Origin of the sequence: Paraclostridium dentum (assembly GCF_012922555.1) — a bacterium.
Taxonomy (GTDB): Bacteria; Bacillota; Clostridia; order Peptostreptococcales; family Peptostreptococcaceae; genus Paraclostridium; species Paraclostridium dentum.
Genome location: NZ_WIPK01000009.1, coordinates 45815 through 67055 on the forward strand (window position 1 = coordinate 45815; position 21241 = coordinate 67055).

Genomic DNA, 21241 nt, shown 5'->3' on the forward strand with positions numbered 1-21241 from the left:
ATTATTATTTGTTCCTTTTAGGCTATTATTTTATGTAATGTGTTAATTACATAGCTTACTTCGTCTAAAGTCATATTTGTATTAAGTGGTAAAGTTATTTCATTTTTATACATATTGAAAGCATTGATATAATTTTCTATGCTAAATCCTAAATTTTTATAAGCTGTTAATAATGGAAGTGGTTTATAATGAACATTAGTTGCAATTCCTGACTCAGCCATTTTCACTATGACTTCATTCCTAAATACCTCATCTTTTCCTGTTAATCTAATTAAATATAAATGACCACTAGATTTATAATCATCATCGAAATGTTTAAGTACTTCTACACCATCAATTTCATTTAATAACTCATCATATTTATTTATAATTGTTTTTCTGTACTTAAGTAGTTCTTCATATCTACTTAACTGTCCTAATCCTATCGCTGACATTATATCTGTCATATTGCATTTATATGCAGGTTCTAATATGTCATACTCCCAAGATCCTATCTTAGTCTTAGCTAATGCATCTTTTGTTTGTCCGTGAAGTGATAAGCAATTATATTTTTTGTATACTTCTTCATCATCAATTCCATCAATGCTATTCCATGTAACAGCTCCACCTTCTGCTGTAGTAAGATTCTTAACAGCATGGAAAGAAAAGCTTGTAAAATCAGCTATACTTCCACTCATTTTACCTTTGTAACTTGCTCCAAATGAATGTGCACCATCAGCTATTACAGTTACTCTTCCTATAGACTTTTGTATTTCATTATTTCCTTTAAATAAGCCTTTTTTACTATTAACAACTTCAAAAATCTCGTCATAATCACAAGGTACTCCTGCTAGGTCAACACATATAACAGCCTTTGTTTTTTCTGTTATAGCTTCACTTAATTTTTTATAATCCATTTGGTATGAGCCTTCTGCTGTATCAACTAAAACTATCTTTGCTCCAATATGGTGTATAATACTTGCTGATGCAGTATATGTATAAGCACTTGTTATAACTTCATCTCCTGGTCCTATACCTAAAACTCTTAACGTCATTTCCATTCCTGCAGTAGCAGAGTTTAAGCATATGGCTCTATTCGTTGTACAGTAATTAGCTATCTTTCGTTCAAATTCCTTAGTCTTTGGACCCGTAGTAATCCAACCAGATTTTAATACTTCTATAACATTATTTATTTCAACATCCGTTATATCTGGCGGTGAAAATGGAATATTCATATTTTATGCCCCCTTAAGTGATTTTTCATTTGCTTCTTCCGGTCTTATATAAGTAGTAACTAACTCTCTCATAGCTCTATCAATTAATTCTACTTCTTCTTTATCAACTATAGACTTTAAAATTTCTAAATGCATATTGCACCTCTCTGAATCAAAATCTATTGGTTTTCCAATAAATATTTTCTTATGATCAGTGTTAGTTAATCCTTCCTCTGACATAAGTAACTCTTCATACAACTTTTCTCCTGGTCTAAGTCCAGTAAACTTAATCTTTATATCTACATTTGGTTCAAATCCACTAAGTTTAATTAAATTATCTGCTAAATCAACTATTTTAACTGGATCTCCCATATCAAGAACAAATATCTCTCCACCTTTTGCCATAGCCCCTGCTTGTATAACAAGTTGAACAGCTTCTGGTATTGTCATAAAGTATCTTATTATATCTGGGTGAGTTATAGTTACTGGTCCCCCTTCTTCAATTTGCTTTTTAAACAATGGAATAACACTTCCGTTACTTCCAAGTACATTTCCAAACCTAACTGCTACAAACTCTGTTTCACTTTTTTCATTCATAGTTTGTATTATCATTTCTGCTGCTCTTTTTGTTGCACCCATTATATTAGTTGGGTTAACAGCTTTGTCAGTCGATATAAGTACAAATCTTTTTACTTTGTATTTATCTGCAAGTGTTGCTACGTTTCTTGTTCCAAATATGTTGTTTTTTATAGCCTCACTTGGACTTTTTTCCATAAGCGGAACATGCTTATGCGCTGCTGCATGGAATACTGCATCAGGTCTATACTTATTAAATATTTCATCCATACGCTTTTCTTCTCTAATTGATGCTATTATAGTTTTAAGATTTAAACTGCTACCGTATTTTCTTATTAACTCTTGTTGAATTGCGTATGCGTTATTTTCGTAGTTATCAAGTATTATAAGTTGTTTCGGATTAAAACTTGCTACTTGTCTACATAGCTCACTTCCAATACTTCCTCCGCCACCTGTTACTAAAACTACTTTATTTTGTAGATATTCACTCATTTCAGCTAAATTTACTTTTATTGGTTCTCTTCCTAGCAAGTCTTCAATTTGAACATCCCTGATTTTTTTTATATCTACTTTTCCATCAATAATCTCATATACACCAGGTATTGTTCTTAGTTTACATTTTGTCTGTTTACAAATTTCTATAATATGTTTCTTTTCATGTTTACTTATTTTAGCTATTGCTATTATAATTTCATCAATATCATATTTTTCTACTAGGTCATGTACGTCTTTTATATTTCCTAAAATAGGTATATTATGTATTCTTCTACCTTTTTTACTTACGTCATCATCTAATATTCCTATAGGTTTTTTTAAAAGTTGAGGATTGTTTTTAAGCTCTTGGATTACCATCTCTCCTGCACTTCCTGCGCCTACAATAATTACATTTGAAGATTTCTCTTTCAAACCACTTCTTATTAAAACTCTTCTACCCGTTCTATAAAGAAGCCTTGTTCCTCCTGTTAATGATATAGTTAATATTGTGTTTAAAATGTAAAAAGTTATTGAGAATTGTATTCCCATAAATATGTGTATTAAACAAGTTGTTATTACTGATAATGTACATGCAAATACTATTGCAAGTAGTTCTTCTTCTCCTGCATACCTCCATAAACTATGGTAACACCTACATATTGCTAAAATTACTATACTTACAAATGTATAAATTAAGATTGCTCCCATAGCTATATGCTCTAGTTCGTATTGTGAGTATATTATCCAAGTAGAAACTATAAATGATAACACGATACATGCTATATCTGTTCCAACTAAAATTAGTTGTCTCATTCTGTACTTACCTAATAAATTTTCTAATACACTTTCTTTCTCTGGGGCTGCGATTTCAGTCTCTATCATAACTAATCCCCCTTTTAATATAATTTTTTAAATTTAATATAAAGTTTCTTAGGCAGCATCCGTAATATATATTTACAAGGGTGATACCATAACCCCTAAGCAATAATTTTTCAAATTTTCATAATGTTAAACTTGTTTGGTGCACTAAAATTTTCGCCGATTTTAGTGCATAAATTTTTATTTGTGTTTCTTCTTTTTATTCTTAGAAACTCTGCTTCCATCACTTTGTTCATAATAATAACTATAGTAACCATACGAACCATTGTTTTCTATATATTTATTAAGTACGGCACCAATTACATTAGCTTTAACTTTTTCTAGTCTTCCTTTTGCTATTTTTGCTCTTTCTGTTTCTACATCTTTAGCTCCAACTACCAAAATTGTTCCATCTGAGTAATTAGCTAAAACCCCTGCATCCATAATAATCCCTATTGGTGGTGTATCTATAAAAATGTAATCATAACAATCTCTTAATCCATTTATAAATTCTCTCATTTTTTTTGATTCTAATATCTCACCTGGATTTGGAGGAATTGTACCTGCTGTTATAATTTGTAAATTTTCTAACTCTGTGTTTTGAACACATTGTTTTAACTCTTTTTTTCCTGTTAATACATCAGTTAATCCTAGTGCATTAGGTTTGCTAAACATTTTATGAACACTTGGATTTCTAAGGTCTGCATCTATTAATAAAACCCTTTTCCCTTCTAAAGAAGCAAAACTCACCGCTAAATTAGATGCAACAGTTGTTTTTCCTTCATCTTGTTTAGAACTCGTTATTACTATCGTTTTCATTTCATTGTCAAGTTTAGAAAATTGTATATTAGTTCTAATACTTCTATAGGCTTCAGCTATTGGTGATTTAGGATCATTAAATGCTGTTATATTTATCATCTTATTTACCACCTTTCTTTCCTTTATTTTCATGAGGAATTACTCCTAGTAGTGGTAATCCTAAATGCTTTTCTATATCTTGAGGTGTCTTTAATTTATTATCTAAATACTCAAGTAAGAATATAACAAATAAAGATATCATTACTCCTAGTACTGCAGCAATTGCGATATTCATTATTTTATTTGGTTTTATAGGTGTTTTGGGTACAATTCCTTTGTCTATCACCTTTACGCTGTTAGCTTTTGTTATTCGCTTAACTTCCTTAGTAAATGCTTTAGGTATAGCGTTTGCTATATCAGCTGCTCTTTGAGGATTTGTATCTTGGACTGATACTGAAATTATTTGAGTGTCATTAACTGACGAGACGTTTATTTTATCGGTTATTTCTTCGTAACCACCTTTTATACCTAGTGATTTTGTTACTTCATCTAATACTGCCTTTGATTTTATTATCTCTCCATATGTTACTGCTAACTTTTGAGAAACGTTTATTTGGTCAGTTGTTATAATATCTGTTCCAGGTGCTTTGTCACTATTTACTAAAATTGTTGTATTTGATTCATATACTGGACTTAGTACAAAAAAACTTATGATTCCGCTTACTATTACTGATACTGATGTTATTAAAACTATTATCCATGCTCTTTTTTTGATAATCTGAAAATACTCTTTTAAGTCGATAGTCTCTTCCATTTTTCCCTCCATTTTCTTGTTTTTCTGCTTGTTTTCTTCGTTTTTCTGCCTATTTTGATCTATTTTACGTGCTATATATTAGCACTTTCATCCATATTTGTATATAGTTTCTACAAAGGCTCCCTTTATTTTACATATATCGACTTTTTCAGAATATTCTTTAGCGTTTTTTTCGACATTTCTTATTTTTTACTAGTTTTTATTCTCCTGTACTAGTTTGAGAATCATTATTTTGTGAATTATCAGTACTAGTATTTCCTCCATTTGTATTGCTTCCATTATTACTTTCAGTATTATTTTTGTCATTCTCGCTAGACCCATTATTTGAACCAGTATTATTGTTATTTGAGTTATTGTTGTTGCTACTGTTATTATTATTTGAGTTATTACTTGAATTATTGTTGTCTGGTTTACTAGTAGTGTTATTATTTGAATTATTATTACTATTATTGTGATTATTGCTCGGTCTATTTGGCTTACTAGGCTTTGTTGTTTGAGGCTTTTCTTGAGTATCTTTTTTAGGTTCCTCTTTTTTTGGTTCTTCTTTTTTTACTTCAGAGCTACTTTGAAGCATTTCTTTTTTAGGTTCTTCCTTTACTGTTGAGATAGTTCCTTTTTCAACCTTGTTATTTATTATTAATTTTCCATCTTCAATATCAAAATTTAATAAGTTAGCACTTTTTAAAAATTCCGGAGATACATATAGCTCTTTGTTTTCGTATATTGGTTTTGTATCTATTGGAATTTTGTATCCGTTTATTTCTTTTTCTTCTAATGGATAGTAATTTTCATCTACTTTTGCAAAAGATGATTTGTTTTGAATTATTACTTCTTTTGAATTTACACTTACTTTTAATTCTTCTTTAGATTCTTTTACTTCTCCACCTAGTTTTTTTACTAATGTTTTAAAAGGAACATAATCGTGTCCATTTTTTTCAACTATTTTTATTTCATTTGCAAATGCAAGTGTTGTTGTAGATAATGCTATTACTGTTGTTAATGCTAGTATTTTTTTATTTTTCATAGTGTACTCCTTTCTAATTTTATATTTCTACTAATTCATTTTGTATAACTAAGCTTTTATCTTCTGATGTATATTCCCAATTTGGAGCTTGCTCATTTTTGCTATATGCTTTTATTTCTAATTTTTCAATTTTTTTATCTTTGTTTAGATTCTTTATTGTTTCTCCTAAAAACTTCATTTGACTTAATGCTTTCTCAGGTTCTTTTATACTTTCAAGACTTAGTGATATTTGAGTTTTCCCATCTAGCTCTTTTATAGATTCCACCGCATAATACTGTGGTATGCTTTTAGGTTCTTCTTTTATTGTGTGGTATGTTTGAATTTCTACTTGTTGTTGATCTACTGCTTTTATAAGAGTTTGAGTTTTATCTGCTTCGTAGTTGAAATCTTGTGCTTTTTCTTTATCATCGAATATATAGATATTAAAATTTTTATTCATATCCTTTATTATATTTTTTGAAAGTTGTCCCATTTCCTCTTTATTAAAGTCCTTTTTTTCTAAAACTACAAATGTGTTTACTCCATCTTCTTCTTCTTGTTTTATAATTTCATAATCATCTTTAGATATGTTTATTTCTGATTTCGAACTAGATACTCTAGATACGTAATGTTCTTCTTTTGATTTAAAAGATCCCCCCATGAGTGTAAACCCTACTACTACAACTGCAGTTAAAGAACATGCTATAGCTATAACAAGTTTTTCATTTTTCTTATACTTCATCATTATTTCCTCCTAATTTTCACTCTCTGATATAATATAACATTTACTTTTTTATTTTTTTGCCTAAATCTGTCGAAATTAACATAAAAAAGTTACCTCAAAATAGGTAACTTTTTAAAAGTTTTATGCTCCATAGTAATAGTTATAGTATCCGTAAGATCCATTAGTGTCTTCAAACTTGTTAAGTACAACACCTAGTATGTTAGCACCTACTTTATCTAATCTTTCTTTTGCTATTTGTGCCATTTCTATATCTACTTCTTTTGATGCAACTACTAATATACTTCCGTCTGTATATGTAGATAGTATTCCTGCATCAGTTATTATTCCTATTGGTGGTGCATCTATAAATATATAATCATAATAATCTTTTAATGATTGTAAGAATATCTTCATTTTTTTCGATGCCAACATCTCTGCTGGGTTTGGAGGTATTTTACCGCAAGTTAATACTTCTAAACCGTTTACTTCTGTTTTGTTAACACATTCATCAAATGATTTTTGTCCTGTTAAAACATCTGTAATACCATGAGTGTTGCTTATGTTAAACATTCTGTGTACTGTTGGGTTTCTTAAGTCTCCCTCAACTACTAGTATTTTTTTACCTTCCATAGCAGCAAAGCTTACTGCTAAATTAGCTATTACTGTACTTTTACCTTCATTTTGCTGAGAGCTTGTTACTAATATTGATTTTATTTCTTTATCTACATTTGAATATTCTATATTAGTTCTTATAGTTCTATATGCTTCTGATATTGGTGATTTTGGATTTCTTTTAGTTATTAGTTTTTTTAGCATGCTTTTTTCTACCTTTCTTTTCTATATTTTCGTTAGGTACTACTCCTAGTGTAGGTAAGTTTAGATATTTTTCGATATCTTGAGTTGTTTTCATTTTTCTATCCATAAATTCTAATAAGAATACTATGAATAGTCCTATCATAAACCCTAAAACCCCAGCTATTGCTACATTCATAACCTTATTAGGTTTTACTGGTTTTTCAGGTACTCTTGCCTTATCTATTACTTCAACACTGTTTGCATTAGTTATTCTTTTTGCTTCTTTAGAAAATATTGTAGGTATAGCATTAGCTATTTTCATTGCCTTAGTTGGACTTGTATTTGTTACGCTTATAGATAATATTTGAGTATCCTTAACTGGCTCTACTTTCAAACTATTAAGTAACTCATCATAAGTCATGTTTAAATCTAATTTATTTATTACTGAATTTAGTACTGATTTTGATTTTATTATTTCACCATATGTTAACGTTAACTTTTGAGTAACATTTAACTGGTCTCCTGTTATCATGTTATTAGTTGCAGCACTTTGTTCTGCATTAACTATTAAAGTTGTACTTGCTTGATACTCTGGTTTTAATACAAAGAAACTTATAAGTCCGCTTATTATCATTGCTATTATAGTTATTAGTGCGATTATCCACGCTCGTTTTTTAATTATTTGGAAATATTCCCTTAAGTCTATCGTTTCTTCCATGTGGCCCTCCTATTTAATGTGCTTTTCCCCATACAATGTATGTATCGACTCTTTATTATAAAACTTTACACCTTTTAGCTAAATTTTTCAATTTTTTTACACGTTTCGCCAAAATTAAAATCCCAATCCCTCTTACAATATAAAAAAGCTATCTGAAACATAGTAAATATCAAATTGAATAGGAAATATTAAAATTGCAGCGACCTTTAAAGCATCATTTCAGCTTTGGAAGCAAAACTTTAATATTTCCTATTCATATCCACTATAAATTTTAGATAGCTTTATTTTCCCTCACTTATTGTTGAGTGTAATTTTTATAATCAAATATGAATTTTTTAAGTTGTTCGTTATTGTATTCTTTATCCCAAAGGATTACCCATCCTTTTTCTTTGCTTACTATTTTTCCATCTCTATGTCCTTCAAGTGGGAACTCAAGTTGTGGGAATTCTGTAAAGTTCATTTTTATAACCTTATTGGCTAATTTAAATATTTCCATTGGAGGTATATTAGTTTTTGTATATCCTAATATAGTATTTCCTATTTCCATAAGATCTCCTGGATTACTTGATAATTTGTTATATGCAGCTTGCATAACAGTTCTTTGTCTATTATCTCTTTGATAAGCATCATCTGCATATCTTATTCTACTGTATGCTAGAGCTTCTGCTCCATTTAAAGTTTGTTTACCAGCGCTATTTACACCTGGAATATAACTTACCTCTTTAGGCAATACATCTATTTCAACTCCGCCTAAAGCATCTATAATTTTTTCAAAAGAGCTAAAACTTACAACAGCATACTTGTCAATTTTAAGTCCAAAGTTTTTATCTATAGTTTGAAGTAAAAGTGCAGGCCCTCCATAAGCGTAAGCATGCGTTAATTTTTCTTCTCCATAACCTGGAATTTGAACATAAGTATCACGTGCAAGAGAAGTTATTCTAATATCATTATTTTTTTCATCGATAGTTAAGACCATCATAGAATCAGATCTATTTCCCTTGTCTAAATTGTTTCCATCAACTCCAGCTAATAATATATTAGTTATACCATCTTTATCATCAGCTTTTTCAACCTTTTCTTTTACATCTTTAGCTGCACTACTATCATATATAGAGTTTAGCTTAAAATAAAAATATCCAAAAGCCACCATCGGAACAGCTACAATGAAAATAACTAATCCTATGACTATTTTTTTGAAAGTACTCATAAAATCCTCCCTATACTAATTATTAATTTAGATATCCATATATTAGCATATATAAATATCGGTTGCTACTTATTTTTCTTTAGCAAAAAGTAAAACCAAGGATTTAATTTTCATCCTTGATTTATTGATTACATTCTATAATTATCTCTGTACCTATTCCAACTTCACTTTTAATTTTTAATTTATAGTTGTATAAATTAATTATTTGAGCTGCTATAGATAGCCCTATTCCAAAGCTATTGTTATATTTTCTTGATTTATCAACTCTATAGAATTTATCTGTTATCTTTGGAATTTCTTCTTTTTCTATTCCTATGCCATTATCCTTTATAGATATGTACATTTTTCTTTTTTCTCTGTACACTTTTATTTGTATTTCCTTTTCATCTTTTTCACAGTACTTTATAGCATTATCTATAAATATTATGAAAAGTTGCTTAAAATGTTTCTTGTTCATATAAATATAAGCATCTTTTTCACACTCAAATTTAAAATCAACATCTTTTCTTATGACTTCAAAGTCATATATAATTTGATCGATTGAAGCTTCTAAGTTTATTTTTTCTATTTCTTCATCAACTATTGTTTTGTTGTCCAATTTCCCGAGTTCTAATAAGTCATTTACAAGTTTTGTTAATCTATCAACTTCATCTAAACTTATTTTAAGCGATTTATTTAGTGTTTCAGGATCATTTTTTCCCCATCTATCTAACATCTTTAAATGTCCTTTTAATATGGTTAAAGGCGTTCTAAGTTCATGTGATGCGTCTTGAACAAACTGTCTTTGAACTCCAAATGAATGTTCAACTGAGTCCATCATTTCATTGAATATTATATTAACTTTATCAAACTCATCTTTTGGGTTTTGTATATATACTCTACTTGTTATTCCTTTTTCTTGTACCTCTTTCATAGTGTTGCTTAAGTTGTTTAATTTTTTTATAAACTGTCTTGATATATATATTCCTGCTATTAAACTTATTATTAATCCTATTATCAACATAAAAACAATTATAAGGATTGTATTTTCCAGGAAATCATCATATAATTCACTTTCTCGCTCTAAATACATATAGTATTTATGATTACCTATATGCACAGGAGTTATTAAGCTTACCTTGTCGTTATTTACGCTTAAAGAAGTGTCTATAATGTATGAACTTGGTTTTTGATAATCAAAATGTTTAGGTTTTTCATCCATTGTATTTAAAAGTTCTTTGTTATCTGAATTATATATAATAGCGTTTAAGTTCATAGATTCTAAAATTTCTTTTTGTACTTCATCTGAACTATTATTATTAAGTAAAATTTCTAGTTCATTGGCTCTTGATTTAATTTCTTCTTTTTCATATTTTATAGTCCAAACTCTAAATACTATAAATTGAGATATATAAGTTATTAAAAATATTACTACTATAGATATAAACGATATAAGGGTCATTCTCCAAAATGTCGATAAAGATTTTAGTTTCTTTATAATCATCTTAAGACATATCCTACACCACGAACAGTATGTATATAATCATCATTTTTTAATTTTGATCTTAGATGCCTTATATAAACATCTACTACATTAGTTTCTGCATCGTAATCATATCCCCATACATGTTCTAATAAGTAGTCTCTAGTTAATACTTTATTTTCGTGTCTTATTAATTGAAGTAACAGTTCGTATTCTGTTGTAGTTAAGTTTACTACTTCATCTCCACACTTTACTATTCTGGCTTCTATATCTACATTTATATCTTTAAACTTCAAAGTACTTGTGTTGTTATTGCTCAAATTAACTCTTCTTAATATTGTTTCTATCCTTGCTAAAAGTTCCTCTATTGCAAATGGCTTTACAATATAGTCATCCGCCCCCATTTGAAGTCCAGAAACTTTATCCATAACATTATCTCTTGCTGTTAACATTATTATAGGTGTGTTTTTTGATTTCCTTAAACGTCTACAGACTTCTAGACCGTTTAAAGTTGGTAACATTAAATCTAATATAATCATATCATAATCTTTTTCTAGGGCCTTTTCTAAGCCTTCTTTTCCATCATTGCACATTTCAGTTTTATATCCTTCATGTGATAGTTCCATGTTTATAAATGATGCTATATTTTCTTCATCTTCTACTATTAATACTTCGTACAAAAAACTCACCTTCTCATTTATTTATTAATCCATATTACTTACATCTTGTTTTGCATTTTCATCATCTATAGTTTCACTCTCTTTATCTGAGTTAGAATCATAGTTTTCTATATCTACTACTTTTCCACTCACTGAATCAACCTCTACTTCTTTTATTATATTATTTTTATCTTTTATTTTAAACTCATACACTATAGACATGCTATCATCATCTATTTCTTTATCTACCCCAATAACTTCACCTTGTACCTTTTTTAATGCAATATTTTTCAACTCTTCTTCTGAGTATTTACTCTTAGATTTTATTTCATTATAATTATAACTTTTTTCATCATCACTGTCATAATCTTTATCATCTTTTCCGTTATGATTTTCCATATCTATTATAGCACCAGTCTTTGAATCTAACTCTATTTCATTTAACATGTTGTTTTTATCTTTTATTTTAAACTCATACACTACCGACATATTATCATCATCTAAATCTTTTTTAACTCCAACAACCTCTCCTGGAATTTGCTTTAAAGCTACCTTTTCTAATTGCGCTTGTGAATAATTTTCATTCGACTTTACATAAGCATAAGCTGCACCTGTACCTAAAACACTCAATCCAATAGCTCCACTTATTGTTAAAACTGCAAATTTCTTAAACTTTCCTTTATAACCCTTTAAATTTTCTATCTTATTTATTACATCTTCCTTTTTCATAATCAATACCTCCATAAAGTTTTAATTTTTTCTATGAACTTATTATATAAAGTCATCATGAAAACTACTTTAAGCAGGCATTAACTTAACATAAAAATAATATTAAAATTTTTTAATGTTATGTAAAAAAGACTGATCTATACTTGAGCTAGGAATTGAATTTTATGTTGACGCGACATTCTTTTTTCATGCCACAAAAAAAGACTGGTTTTATGTTTTTGGCTCGGGATTTGTGCTGTATGTTGCAGCGACATTCTTTTTTCATACCACAAAAAAAGACTGCGTTATACTTGGACGAGGGATTGAATTTTATGTTGCAGCGACATTTACAAGCATCTTCACAGCTTGTATGGAGCAAAACATAAATTCAATCCCGAGCCCACAAGTAACCCAGTCTTTAATCATACTTAAGTTTATTTTCTACATATGCTTTATCTTGCCAAAACATATCATTCACTAAAGTATTACTTACTTTTATATTAATATTATCGTTATCTTTACCTATAAATAACTTCCCATCTCTTACTTTTCCTTTTTCAATATTCTCTTTATCATTTACATACTCTTCAAATTTAACCCATTTAGCCCCATTATTTGCAGGATCTTCATCTATCCATACCTGAACTTTTTCATAATTCATAGGTAAAATTTCTTCTACACCATATAAACCTTCTGTAAAATAGTTCATAGAAAAATCCTTATTACTAGATATATCAGTTTTTTCACCTCTTAAATAAAAAGGCATAGACGTTTCCATGTTTCCATTTAAATCAACTGTATATTTATGATTTTGGCTACCTGAGTTCCCAAGTATTGATATAGAAAATCTATCATTTCGATTTACATCACTATCTTTAGCTACCGTCCAGTTTCCATTTTTATCTTTCTTTACGATTTCTTTTTTTATAGTTACCTTTCCCGTTTGATAAGGTATATCAACTACAGGCTTATTAAATACTTGTTCCTTATCACTTCCATTTATAGGATCTTTATATTTAATTTCTGCATTTGCATTTGTGGGAATTTTCTCACCCCCAAAGTATGGATCTTTAGTTGAAATATCAAAACTTACTTTAACTCCCCCTGTAAGTTTTCCATTTCCAGCTTTTTTATTTGCAATAATATTACCTATTTTAAACGTTATTTCATATTCCCCTTTTGAATTTTCAGATACAACAATATTTTCAGGTGGTATCTGTATTTCATTTCCATCTAAATCTGTTATCTTCCAGCTTTTATCCACTATATTAAACTCTTTTGAAACTACATCGTGTATAACAGATTCTTTAGCTACTGAAGCATTAATATTTTCTTTTATTTCATTACTTATATCATTAAATATTCCATTTATACTATTTAAATCTTGAGTATAATATTTACCTGCATATTCACTCGGGTCAATTACATTTTGAATAGTTTTTAAAAAATTAACAGCCTGACTTTTTTCGCTTTCACTAGCATTAGTAAATAATCCTACACTATAAAATTTAGTATCTTTATATCTAGGATTGTTATTTACATATATAGTTTCTGCAGTTGAAATATTTGGATTTGGATTATATCCAATTCCTCCAATAGTGACTTTTGTAGGAGATCCATATCCTGTAAAGTAATTATAGTACTCTCTTTGTGCGTTTTTAACATGTATATCAAATCCTGTATATCCCCACTGATACGACTCTGATGGTAGTCCATCTGAAAAAAATACTACATATTTTTTTGCATCTTTTCTTGATTTATTGCTACTTAACATATCTTGAGCTCTCCATATACCATCTTGAGTATGAGTTCCTCCACCTGATGGTATATTTTTAATAGCTTGATTTATTGTATTTAAATCAGATGTAAAGTCTGTTTGAAGATTAGAACTTCCACCACATACATTATATTCATCAGGGTTATAATAGAAGTTAGCTACAGATATTTTAACTTGATCATCATTGCTTCCTCTTAAAATATTTTTGCTTAAATTTTTAGCTGCATTTTTTACTTTATTTATTTTATCATTCATACTTCCTGATGAGTCTATTACAAGCACTATATCAGCTTTTTTAGAATTTTGAATTGATCCTTCCCCTTTTGCTTCTAACGTTATATTATATGTTCCATTTTCATTTACTTTAGCGCTTTTATTGATTTCTAAATTTTTATTACCTTGACATCTTTCAGTATTTTGTGTTGTTTGTGGTTCTGATTTATATTCTGTTTGTATAGCTTCTGGATTTCCTTTTTCTACTTCTTTGTCCAAAGTAACTTTAGTATTAGGAAATTTTTCTAATACTTCTTGTTCACTGTTTTCTAATTTATATCTAATCTCCGATTTTAAATTTAAAGATTCATTTTCACGTTTTTGAGCATTATCTTTTAGTTTTGCTTCAAAAGATAAATCTACTTCTTTTGAAGATATATCTCCTAAGTTGATGCTTATACTATCTCTAGAGTTTGTTACTTCACTTTTTATATTTTCCTTTTCTTTAATTCCGTTTACAGAAATATTCTCTGAACTTATTTCAAAGTTGTCAGATATTTTATTTTCAAAAGATGTATTTTTAATATTTACATCTTGTTCATTTCCTTTTATTTTTAAATTTAATTTCAACTGTGTATCTGATATTTTTTCAGTACTTTGTTCTAACAAAAGTTTATTATCCAATGTATGTATTGGATTTTCGCTTGCTACTTCCTTAATAGTTAAATTATTTTTTTCTTGAGCATATGAAGTAGATTTTCCTTCAATATTTCCTAAGCTTGTTATAATTACCATTGTTAGTACCATTATAAAAGATACTAATCTATTTTTTTTCATTTAATGTTCCTCCACACTCCTTGCATAAACATATTTACTTTTTAGAGTTTTTGTTTTTTCTACTCATTAATAAAAGTAAGATACTAGTTAATCCTAATATTACATATATAAAAATCCCGTCTTCTCCTGTTTTTGGCGATTCACTCCACATATCATCTTCATCTGATTCTAAATTACTTGGATATTGATCTGATTTATCTGTGTTGTCGACTTTGTCTGATTTATCTACAGTTTCTTTATCATTATTTTTACTTTCTTCTTCACTTCTAACTGCTGTAAATATCCAATCTATCTGAGCAGATTTATTTTTATATTCATTTCCAGTAGATGCTCCATCTAATTTAACTTCCGCAATAAGATTTTCTTCCTGCCCTGGATTAAATACTCCTAAACTAATACCTTTTGTTAACTTATCTTCTCCATTAACTGCTTCATCATATATAACTTCATCTTTATATGAAATTTTTAAATCTAGTTTATCTAAAAGATCATATTCTTCTTTTGGGCTTACTCGCTCTGCCCTTAAGAAAAGTTCGTATGGGTATTTATGCTTATTTTTAATTTCTAAAGTTCTTCTTATATAATCTCCTGGAATCATGTTAGGATGTTGTAGAAATAAATCATCATCAGGTATGTATACTAATTCATTCGCATTTCCCAATAATTGAACATTAGGTGGAGCCAATGTATCTGCATCCACCTTTATAGTTGTTATTATTGAAAGAAGTGAAGTGACTACTAAAATTTTCCTTAGACAGCTTTTCACATTCTCACTCCTTTATTAGATTTTTTAATTATATTCTTAATTATTTTTTATTTGTTTCTTTAGCATCTGTTGGATCTACTACACCTTGTTTTTGCAATTCATCAAATTTTTCAATTAACCCACTGTCTTTAGCCCAATCTTTGTGCGCATCATTTGAAGCTTGAGTAGAATCTGCTTCAACGTCTATATCAAATCCTAATCCTATATAATCATTTCCTGAGTTCTTATCTAATGTTACAGAATCAAGTAATGTATTAGTCCATTTTTCTGGAGCTACTTTACCCATATAGTAATAATAACCATCATTCCCTTTAATCCAAGATCCATTAGATCCATCCGTTTTTAGGTTTTCAGTGAAGTTTAATATTATTTTATTAGTATCCAATTGATGCATTGTTCCATCAGATGCTTTTCTTTCTGTTATTGATGTTCTAACTTCTTTTCCATCGCTATCCTTTCCTAATTCTACAAATCTAGGTACGAATTTAACTCTTATAAACTGATCATATGTTGCAGTATTGCTAACTTGTACATCTTTATTTACGCTATCACCTGGAAGCATATTTGTAGGCTTTTCAAACTCCTCAATTATTTTTATTCCACTATTATCTTTATTTGATGCTGTATTAAAAGTATTCGTTGCTTTATCTTGAGATGTAAACCATGCAAGTGTTCCCCCTATTACACCTACTGTCAGTACTCCTGATACTACTAACGCTTGAACTTTTTTATTCATTTTATTCCCTCCAAAATTAAATATTTACTCAATCTATGTAATCAGCACTTACTGTTACAGTTGTTTTATGCATCCGCTTTTTCTCTTTCTTTATTTTGTCTTTCTTCTTCATCTATAGATTTTAGTTTTTTTCTAAGGTTGCTACCTATAGCACTTAATGCTGTTATTGCAAATATTCCTACTATAATTAGTGATAGGTGTGACTTCATCCATGACATAGCCATTCCAACCTTCGGTATACATTTAACAACTTTGCCTATAACTGCGTTTGATTCTACTGGATTTTGATCCTGTACATTATTTGCATCACCTTGTGTTATGTACTTTATTCCTGCTCCATCTTTTATAATCTCTTTTACTCTATGTGTTGTTATATTTCCTGAATTTTGACTTTTAAATGTTATTACATCCCCTACATTTATTTGTTCAGGTTGTAATTCTTTAGCTATTACTAAATCTCCAACCATTATTGAAGGTTGCATACTTCCTGTCATTACTGTAAAAAATTTATGTCCCATTATCGTTGGCTGTTTTCCATCTTTTACAGACTTTACCATAATAAATGATATGGATAATAAAGATATTAGAACTACATAAAAAAGTATATTTCCTAATTTTTTTAACATTACTTTGTTTTTCATAGTATATTCTCCCTGAATTTTTTTTACCTAGTACATAAATTTTCTAGCATTTTATGTATTCCTTGATTTTCAATATTGTTCCAAATTTTTTTATATGCATCTTTTGTAGCCTGTACAGCCTCTGCTTTTACATCTACTATTAAAGTTTTATTTTTATATCTCTCTTGTAATTCTTCCGGAATGTTTGCGCTTACTGATTTTAATATTTGTTTTGTTTCTTTGTCCTTTGCAACTATTGTGTTGTAGTAATAATAATTGTCGTTGCCATAGATCCATTTATTATTTTTTATTATGTTTTGATTTGCTGTTATATTATTAGTTTCATAGTTTAAAGTTACTAAATTAGTATCTCCTGGCCATGCATTTCCTTTTTCATCTACCCACCTAGGAATTATCGATACTCTTATAAGTGCCGGTGATATACTATTATTTTTTATTTTTACTACTTTGCTATATTCATCTCCATTCCAACCTTTAGGTGGTGTAAACTTTTCACTTACTTCTATATTTATATCCCCCAAATTTAATGTATTGGTCACTTTATCTTTGGATGTCAAACTTGCATATGATATCTTTTGAACGGTGACGATACATATTAATAAAAGTATAGATATTGCTCCAACTTTAATTCTTTTTCTACTCATTTAACTCTCCTTAATTTTTGTAATAAAAATTCGCTTCGATTTATTTCATAGATTCTCCACAAATTCTTAGTAAATACAACATTTTTAGCATAAAAAAGGCTATTTAAATGATAAAAGTAATTTTATACTTATATCTTTAAATAGCCGGTTGCACTATTAGCTCCATATGTTTCAAGTGCCCATATACAAAACATATTTCATAGCCTCTATATTTAAATCTATTAGATTCCTTATTAATTTATTCTTCTTTTTTATTATACTGAAAAATATTCCCTAAAACACCCTAAATCGTTTTCCATTTTTTTACATTTTATTTAATTAATTTCCTATTTATATTGTTTTTCAACTTCTCTAATTTATATTTTAAATATTATTAATTTAAGAAATTAAATTATACATTATTGCGACATTTTCGCTATTTCTTTGACACAAATTGATAAACTGATATTCATTTTAATTTATTGTAATTTTGAAAAAATATCCAAAAAAGACTAGGTTATCAGTTAGGCGAGGGATTTGTGAGTATGTTGTAGCGACATTTATCTTTTATCTTATCAAAAAAAGACTGAGTTATCAGTTAAGTGTAGGATTTGTGTGTATGTTACAGCGACATTTATCTTTTATCTTATCAAAAAAAGACTGAGTTATCAGTTAGGCGAGGAATTTGTGAATATGTTGCAGCGACATTTACAAGCATCTTCCCAGCTTGTATGAAGCAAAACATATCACAAATCCCAAGCCCCCCAATAACCTAGTCTTCAAACTACTTCCATGGCAAGGATTCGTTTTTTAATTATTTAGCAGTATAACCTGCATCTAGAAGCATCTTAACACACGCTTCTCCTTTTCCGTCAGCAACAAGAACTATAGGCCCCGTACATCCCATACCACTTTCTGCATAAATTCCATTTTTCCATAAAACTTTAACCGCATCTTCTAAATCCATTATATCTACACCAGATATTTGATGAGTAACAACTTCTTTTGCCGGCATAGCTACTTCCTCATCATTATCTTTCTTAACTTCTTTCTTAGTTAAAGCAGCTATAATATCGTCATATTTAGCATTTTTAACATTTTTAAATTCATCTTTTGATACCTTAGTAACATCACCTTTAACAACATCGTAAGCGTATTTTAACGCATTTGCAACAACTGGAGAACCAGATGCTCTAGATAATATTAATATCTTTCTATCATAATCTTCACCTACACCAGGACCATATCCAAATCCTTGAGCTTCATAATCTCCACCAGTAGTAAATGAAGAGAATACTTTCATAAATATATTTCCACTTAAAGTATCAGTAACCATAACATCTGGAGCACCACATAATAAGTCATTTCCTCTCATTACGCAACCACCATCTGCTCTAACTGATTCAGCAAAAGATATATCATACCCATTTGCTTGTAAATCTTTTAAAGCTTTTTCTACTTGTCTAGCACCGTCAACATTTAATATACCAACAGTAGGGTTTTTAATTCCTATAGACTTAGCTGTAGATATACCGTAAACAGCATTTCTAACCATAGCTTCTATTCTGTTTGTAGCACTTGTTCCTGTAGTAGTAGCAAGTATCATTTCTTTTCCTCTACCTGGAGTTATAACTCTACCAACTGTAGAAACTCCTATAGGGAAGTTGTAATGCATAGTTACACAAGCATCTATGTAACCTGAATCTAATAATTCTTCCATTTTAGAATGCATTTCGCTTTCTTCATTAACTTCAACAACCTCAAGTTCAGTTTCAACTTTAGGTCCTATTAAAACTATATCAAATAAATTTGACTTAGCTAGGTGAGCACCTTTAACTAAATTTTCAGTTCCATGCTCACTACCTAATGTAGTCAAACCAATTCTAACTTTTTTACCAAATTCGCCGCTTTCAATAGCATTTGCTATATCTAAAAAAGTTTCGGCTATAATCTTTTTAGGCATAACCAGATCTCCCCTCAAAATGAATTTTTATAAAATTCTATACGTCTTCTATTCCTACTCTTCTATTAACATATCTTGAGCTAATTTTTTCATAGATTCAGCTATAATTTTCTTGATTTCTTCTTTAGAAACTGCAGCTGCTTCTTCCTCTACACCTTGATTTCTCTCAACTATGAAAGAAACTCCATCGAATAAGTTAGTCATTCTTCCTAAGAATAAACTTCCCTTACCAACTACCATAGCTCTGTTTTTATCTCCAGAAGTTAAATCATCTATACCAAATCCTATATATGGAACTCCTGAAGGTATATGTCCTTGAGTTGGAGCCCAACCTGGTATACCTTTTTCGCTTACAAAGTTCTTTAATTCTTTCTTTTCTAAGTCTCCACGCTTAACAGCAAGAGCACCTATCATTTTATAGTTAGCTTCTGGAACATCCCCAGCTCCAGCAGGCTTAGTTATATCTGGGTTTTGCATTTCAACTGAGTAAACATCAACATCAGTTATTTTTAAGTTAGCTCTATCAAGTCCACTAGTTATTAATGCAGTCATAACCGCTTGTGGAGAAGATCCAGTTCCAACACTGTGTTTTCCTGTTAAATCAGTTCTTATTATTGGGTTAACTCCATCATTTTCAGAAACTAAAACAGCAAATCCTCCAACAACGTCTTCTAATACTGGAAGACCTTTTTTAACGTGGTCTTTAGCATTCATTCCAAGTTTAGCACTAGCTCCACCTGCAACTACCATAACATTTTTATATATTCCTGATTTAACAAGTGCAGCAGCATTTATTAAAGCATGAGTAGGTCCAGCACAGAAACCTCTTGTATCTGATCCTGAAGCATTTTGAAGTCCAGCCATTTCAGCTATAGCCTTAGCGAAGTTTCCTCCACCTCTTTGGTTCATATCTCCACAAGCTTCTTCTGAACATTCTATTACATAATCTATATCCAATGGATTAACATTTTCTTTTCTTATTAATTGTACTGCAGCAACAACTCCTGAAGCTTTTACAACTAAGTTTTCAAACATTGTATGTGCGTTTAAGTTAACGTCAACATCATGAGCTCTCTTAACATATCCAACTAATTGATCATTATGGTATAATCCTTCAGCATGGTGTGAATCTATTAATTCATTTGCATCATCTATATTATCACCTTTAAGCTTTCCAAAGAATGGAGCTAGCTCTGGGTAGTTCTTTTCAAAGTTAGGTCTTATATTATTAACGAAATCTTCTTTTAATTTAACTAAGTCAAAAGCATCGCATATTTGCATCATTGCTAAAAATTCATCTTGTGGCATTATTTCTCCACGCTTACCATCTCTTTTTCCTTCCATTTTGTATTCGCACCATGGAAGAGCTATTTCTCTTAATTCTTCTGGTCTATTGTTTCCTATGTAAACTTGGTTTGGTATATAATTTACTACTTCTTCATAACTTCTTATATGATTAGTAACTTCTTTTAAAAATTCTGATTCTGGATGTGTTTCTCTCTCAACAGCACAAGTAGTACCATTTTTAACTATCATATCTGGTGTGTGAACTAAAATATAACTAGCACCTTTTAAAACTGGAAATGTCATAATATTTACCCCCAATGTATATATGTTATTATTTTTACTTGAATTCTATTATGATAAAAGACTGGATGACTTTATAAAAAATAGGTGGGAAAATAACCCACCTATT

General features: G+C 29.4%; 19 protein-coding genes and 1 riboswitch. All 19 genes read right to left on the reverse strand.

What is annotated here, in order from left to right:
* Window positions 1-17: 17 nt before the first annotated feature.
* Window positions 18-1214 (reverse strand): DegT/DnrJ/EryC1/StrS family aminotransferase, encoded by a 1197-nt coding sequence (locus tag GFJ41_RS12990; protein WP_170075526.1) that lies wholly within the window; start codon window positions 1212-1214, stop codon window positions 18-20.
* Between the two features lie 3 nt (window positions 1215-1217).
* The gene (locus GFJ41_RS12995) at window positions 1218-3125 is read right to left on the reverse strand and encodes a polysaccharide biosynthesis protein (protein WP_170075527.1); all 1908 of its coding nucleotides are present in this window, start codon (window positions 3123-3125) and stop codon (window positions 1218-1220) included.
* A gap of 177 nt (window positions 3126-3302) precedes the next feature.
* Window positions 3303-4019 (reverse strand): CpsD/CapB family tyrosine-protein kinase, encoded by a 717-nt coding sequence (locus GFJ41_RS13000; RefSeq protein WP_170075528.1) that lies wholly within the window; start codon window positions 4017-4019, stop codon window positions 3303-3305.
* Window position 4020: 1 nt separating this feature from the next.
* Window positions 4021-4713, reverse strand: coding sequence for a YveK family protein (locus GFJ41_RS13005; RefSeq protein ID WP_170075529.1), 693 nt, complete (start codon window positions 4711-4713; stop codon window positions 4021-4023).
* Window positions 4714-4912: 199 nt separating this feature from the next.
* On the reverse strand, window positions 4913-5737 hold the full coding sequence (locus GFJ41_RS13010) for a stalk domain-containing protein (protein ID WP_170075530.1): 825 nt from the start codon (window positions 5735-5737) through the stop codon (window positions 4913-4915).
* A 19-nt stretch (window positions 5738-5756) separates the two neighbouring features.
* Window positions 5757-6458, reverse strand: coding sequence for a hypothetical protein (locus GFJ41_RS13015; RefSeq protein ID WP_170075531.1), 702 nt, complete (start codon window positions 6456-6458; stop codon window positions 5757-5759).
* Window positions 6459-6581: 123 nt separating this feature from the next.
* Window positions 6582-7256 (reverse strand): CpsD/CapB family tyrosine-protein kinase, encoded by a 675-nt coding sequence (locus tag GFJ41_RS13020; RefSeq protein WP_170075532.1) that lies wholly within the window; start codon window positions 7254-7256, stop codon window positions 6582-6584.
* Window positions 7234-7953, reverse strand: a complete 720-nt coding sequence (locus GFJ41_RS13025) for a YveK family protein (RefSeq protein ID WP_170075533.1) — start codon at window positions 7951-7953, stop codon at window positions 7234-7236. Before GFJ41_RS13025 ends, GFJ41_RS13020 begins: the two co-directional genes overlap by 23 nt.
* 295 nt (window positions 7954-8248) lie before the next feature.
* On the reverse strand, window positions 8249-9160 hold the full coding sequence (locus tag GFJ41_RS13030; protein ID WP_035115236.1) for an LCP family protein: 912 nt from the start codon (window positions 9158-9160) through the stop codon (window positions 8249-8251).
* Between the two features lie 121 nt (window positions 9161-9281).
* Entirely contained in the window at window positions 9282-10643 is a 1362-nt protein-coding gene (locus GFJ41_RS13035; protein WP_170075534.1) for a sensor histidine kinase, read from the reverse strand.
* Window positions 10640-11302, reverse strand: coding sequence for a response regulator transcription factor (locus tag GFJ41_RS13040; RefSeq protein ID WP_170075535.1), 663 nt, complete (start codon window positions 11300-11302; stop codon window positions 10640-10642). The genes GFJ41_RS13035 and GFJ41_RS13040 overlap by 4 nt, the downstream gene beginning before the upstream one ends.
* A gap of 24 nt (window positions 11303-11326) precedes the next feature.
* Complete coding sequence (locus GFJ41_RS13045) at window positions 11327-12010, reverse strand: PepSY domain-containing protein (protein WP_170075536.1); 684 nt, start codon at window positions 12008-12010, stop codon at window positions 11327-11329.
* Between the two features lie 397 nt (window positions 12011-12407).
* Complete coding sequence (locus GFJ41_RS13050) at window positions 12408-14816, reverse strand: vWA domain-containing protein (RefSeq protein WP_170075537.1); 2409 nt, start codon at window positions 14814-14816, stop codon at window positions 12408-12410.
* A gap of 34 nt (window positions 14817-14850) precedes the next feature.
* On the reverse strand, window positions 14851-15582 hold the full coding sequence (locus tag GFJ41_RS18975) for an LPXTG cell wall anchor domain-containing protein (protein WP_170075538.1): 732 nt from the start codon (window positions 15580-15582) through the stop codon (window positions 14851-14853).
* A 40-nt stretch (window positions 15583-15622) separates the two neighbouring features.
* A complete protein-coding gene (locus GFJ41_RS13060) occupies window positions 15623-16318 on the reverse strand; it encodes a BsaA family SipW-dependent biofilm matrix protein (RefSeq protein ID WP_170075539.1) in 696 nt (231 codons plus the stop codon).
* 65 nt (window positions 16319-16383) lie between these two features.
* Entirely contained in the window at window positions 16384-16959 is a 576-nt protein-coding gene (locus GFJ41_RS13065) for a signal peptidase I (protein WP_170075540.1), read from the reverse strand.
* Window positions 16960-16982: 23 nt separating this feature from the next.
* Window positions 16983-17603: a BsaA family SipW-dependent biofilm matrix protein gene (locus GFJ41_RS13070; protein WP_170075541.1), complete on the reverse strand. Its 621-nt coding sequence runs from the start codon at window positions 17601-17603 to the stop codon at window positions 16983-16985.
* A gap of 133 nt (window positions 17604-17736) precedes the next feature.
* Window positions 17737-17820: riboswitch (cyclic di-GMP riboswitch) on the reverse strand.
* A gap of 576 nt (window positions 17821-18396) precedes the next feature.
* Window positions 18397-19545, reverse strand: coding sequence for a glycine/sarcosine/betaine reductase complex component C subunit alpha (grdD, locus tag GFJ41_RS13075; RefSeq protein ID WP_035115250.1), 1149 nt, complete (start codon window positions 19543-19545; stop codon window positions 18397-18399).
* Between the two features lie 54 nt (window positions 19546-19599).
* Entirely contained in the window at window positions 19600-21135 is a 1536-nt protein-coding gene (gene grdC / locus GFJ41_RS13080; RefSeq protein ID WP_021433739.1) for a glycine/sarcosine/betaine reductase complex component C subunit beta, read from the reverse strand.
* Window positions 21136-21241 lie beyond the last annotated feature (106 nt).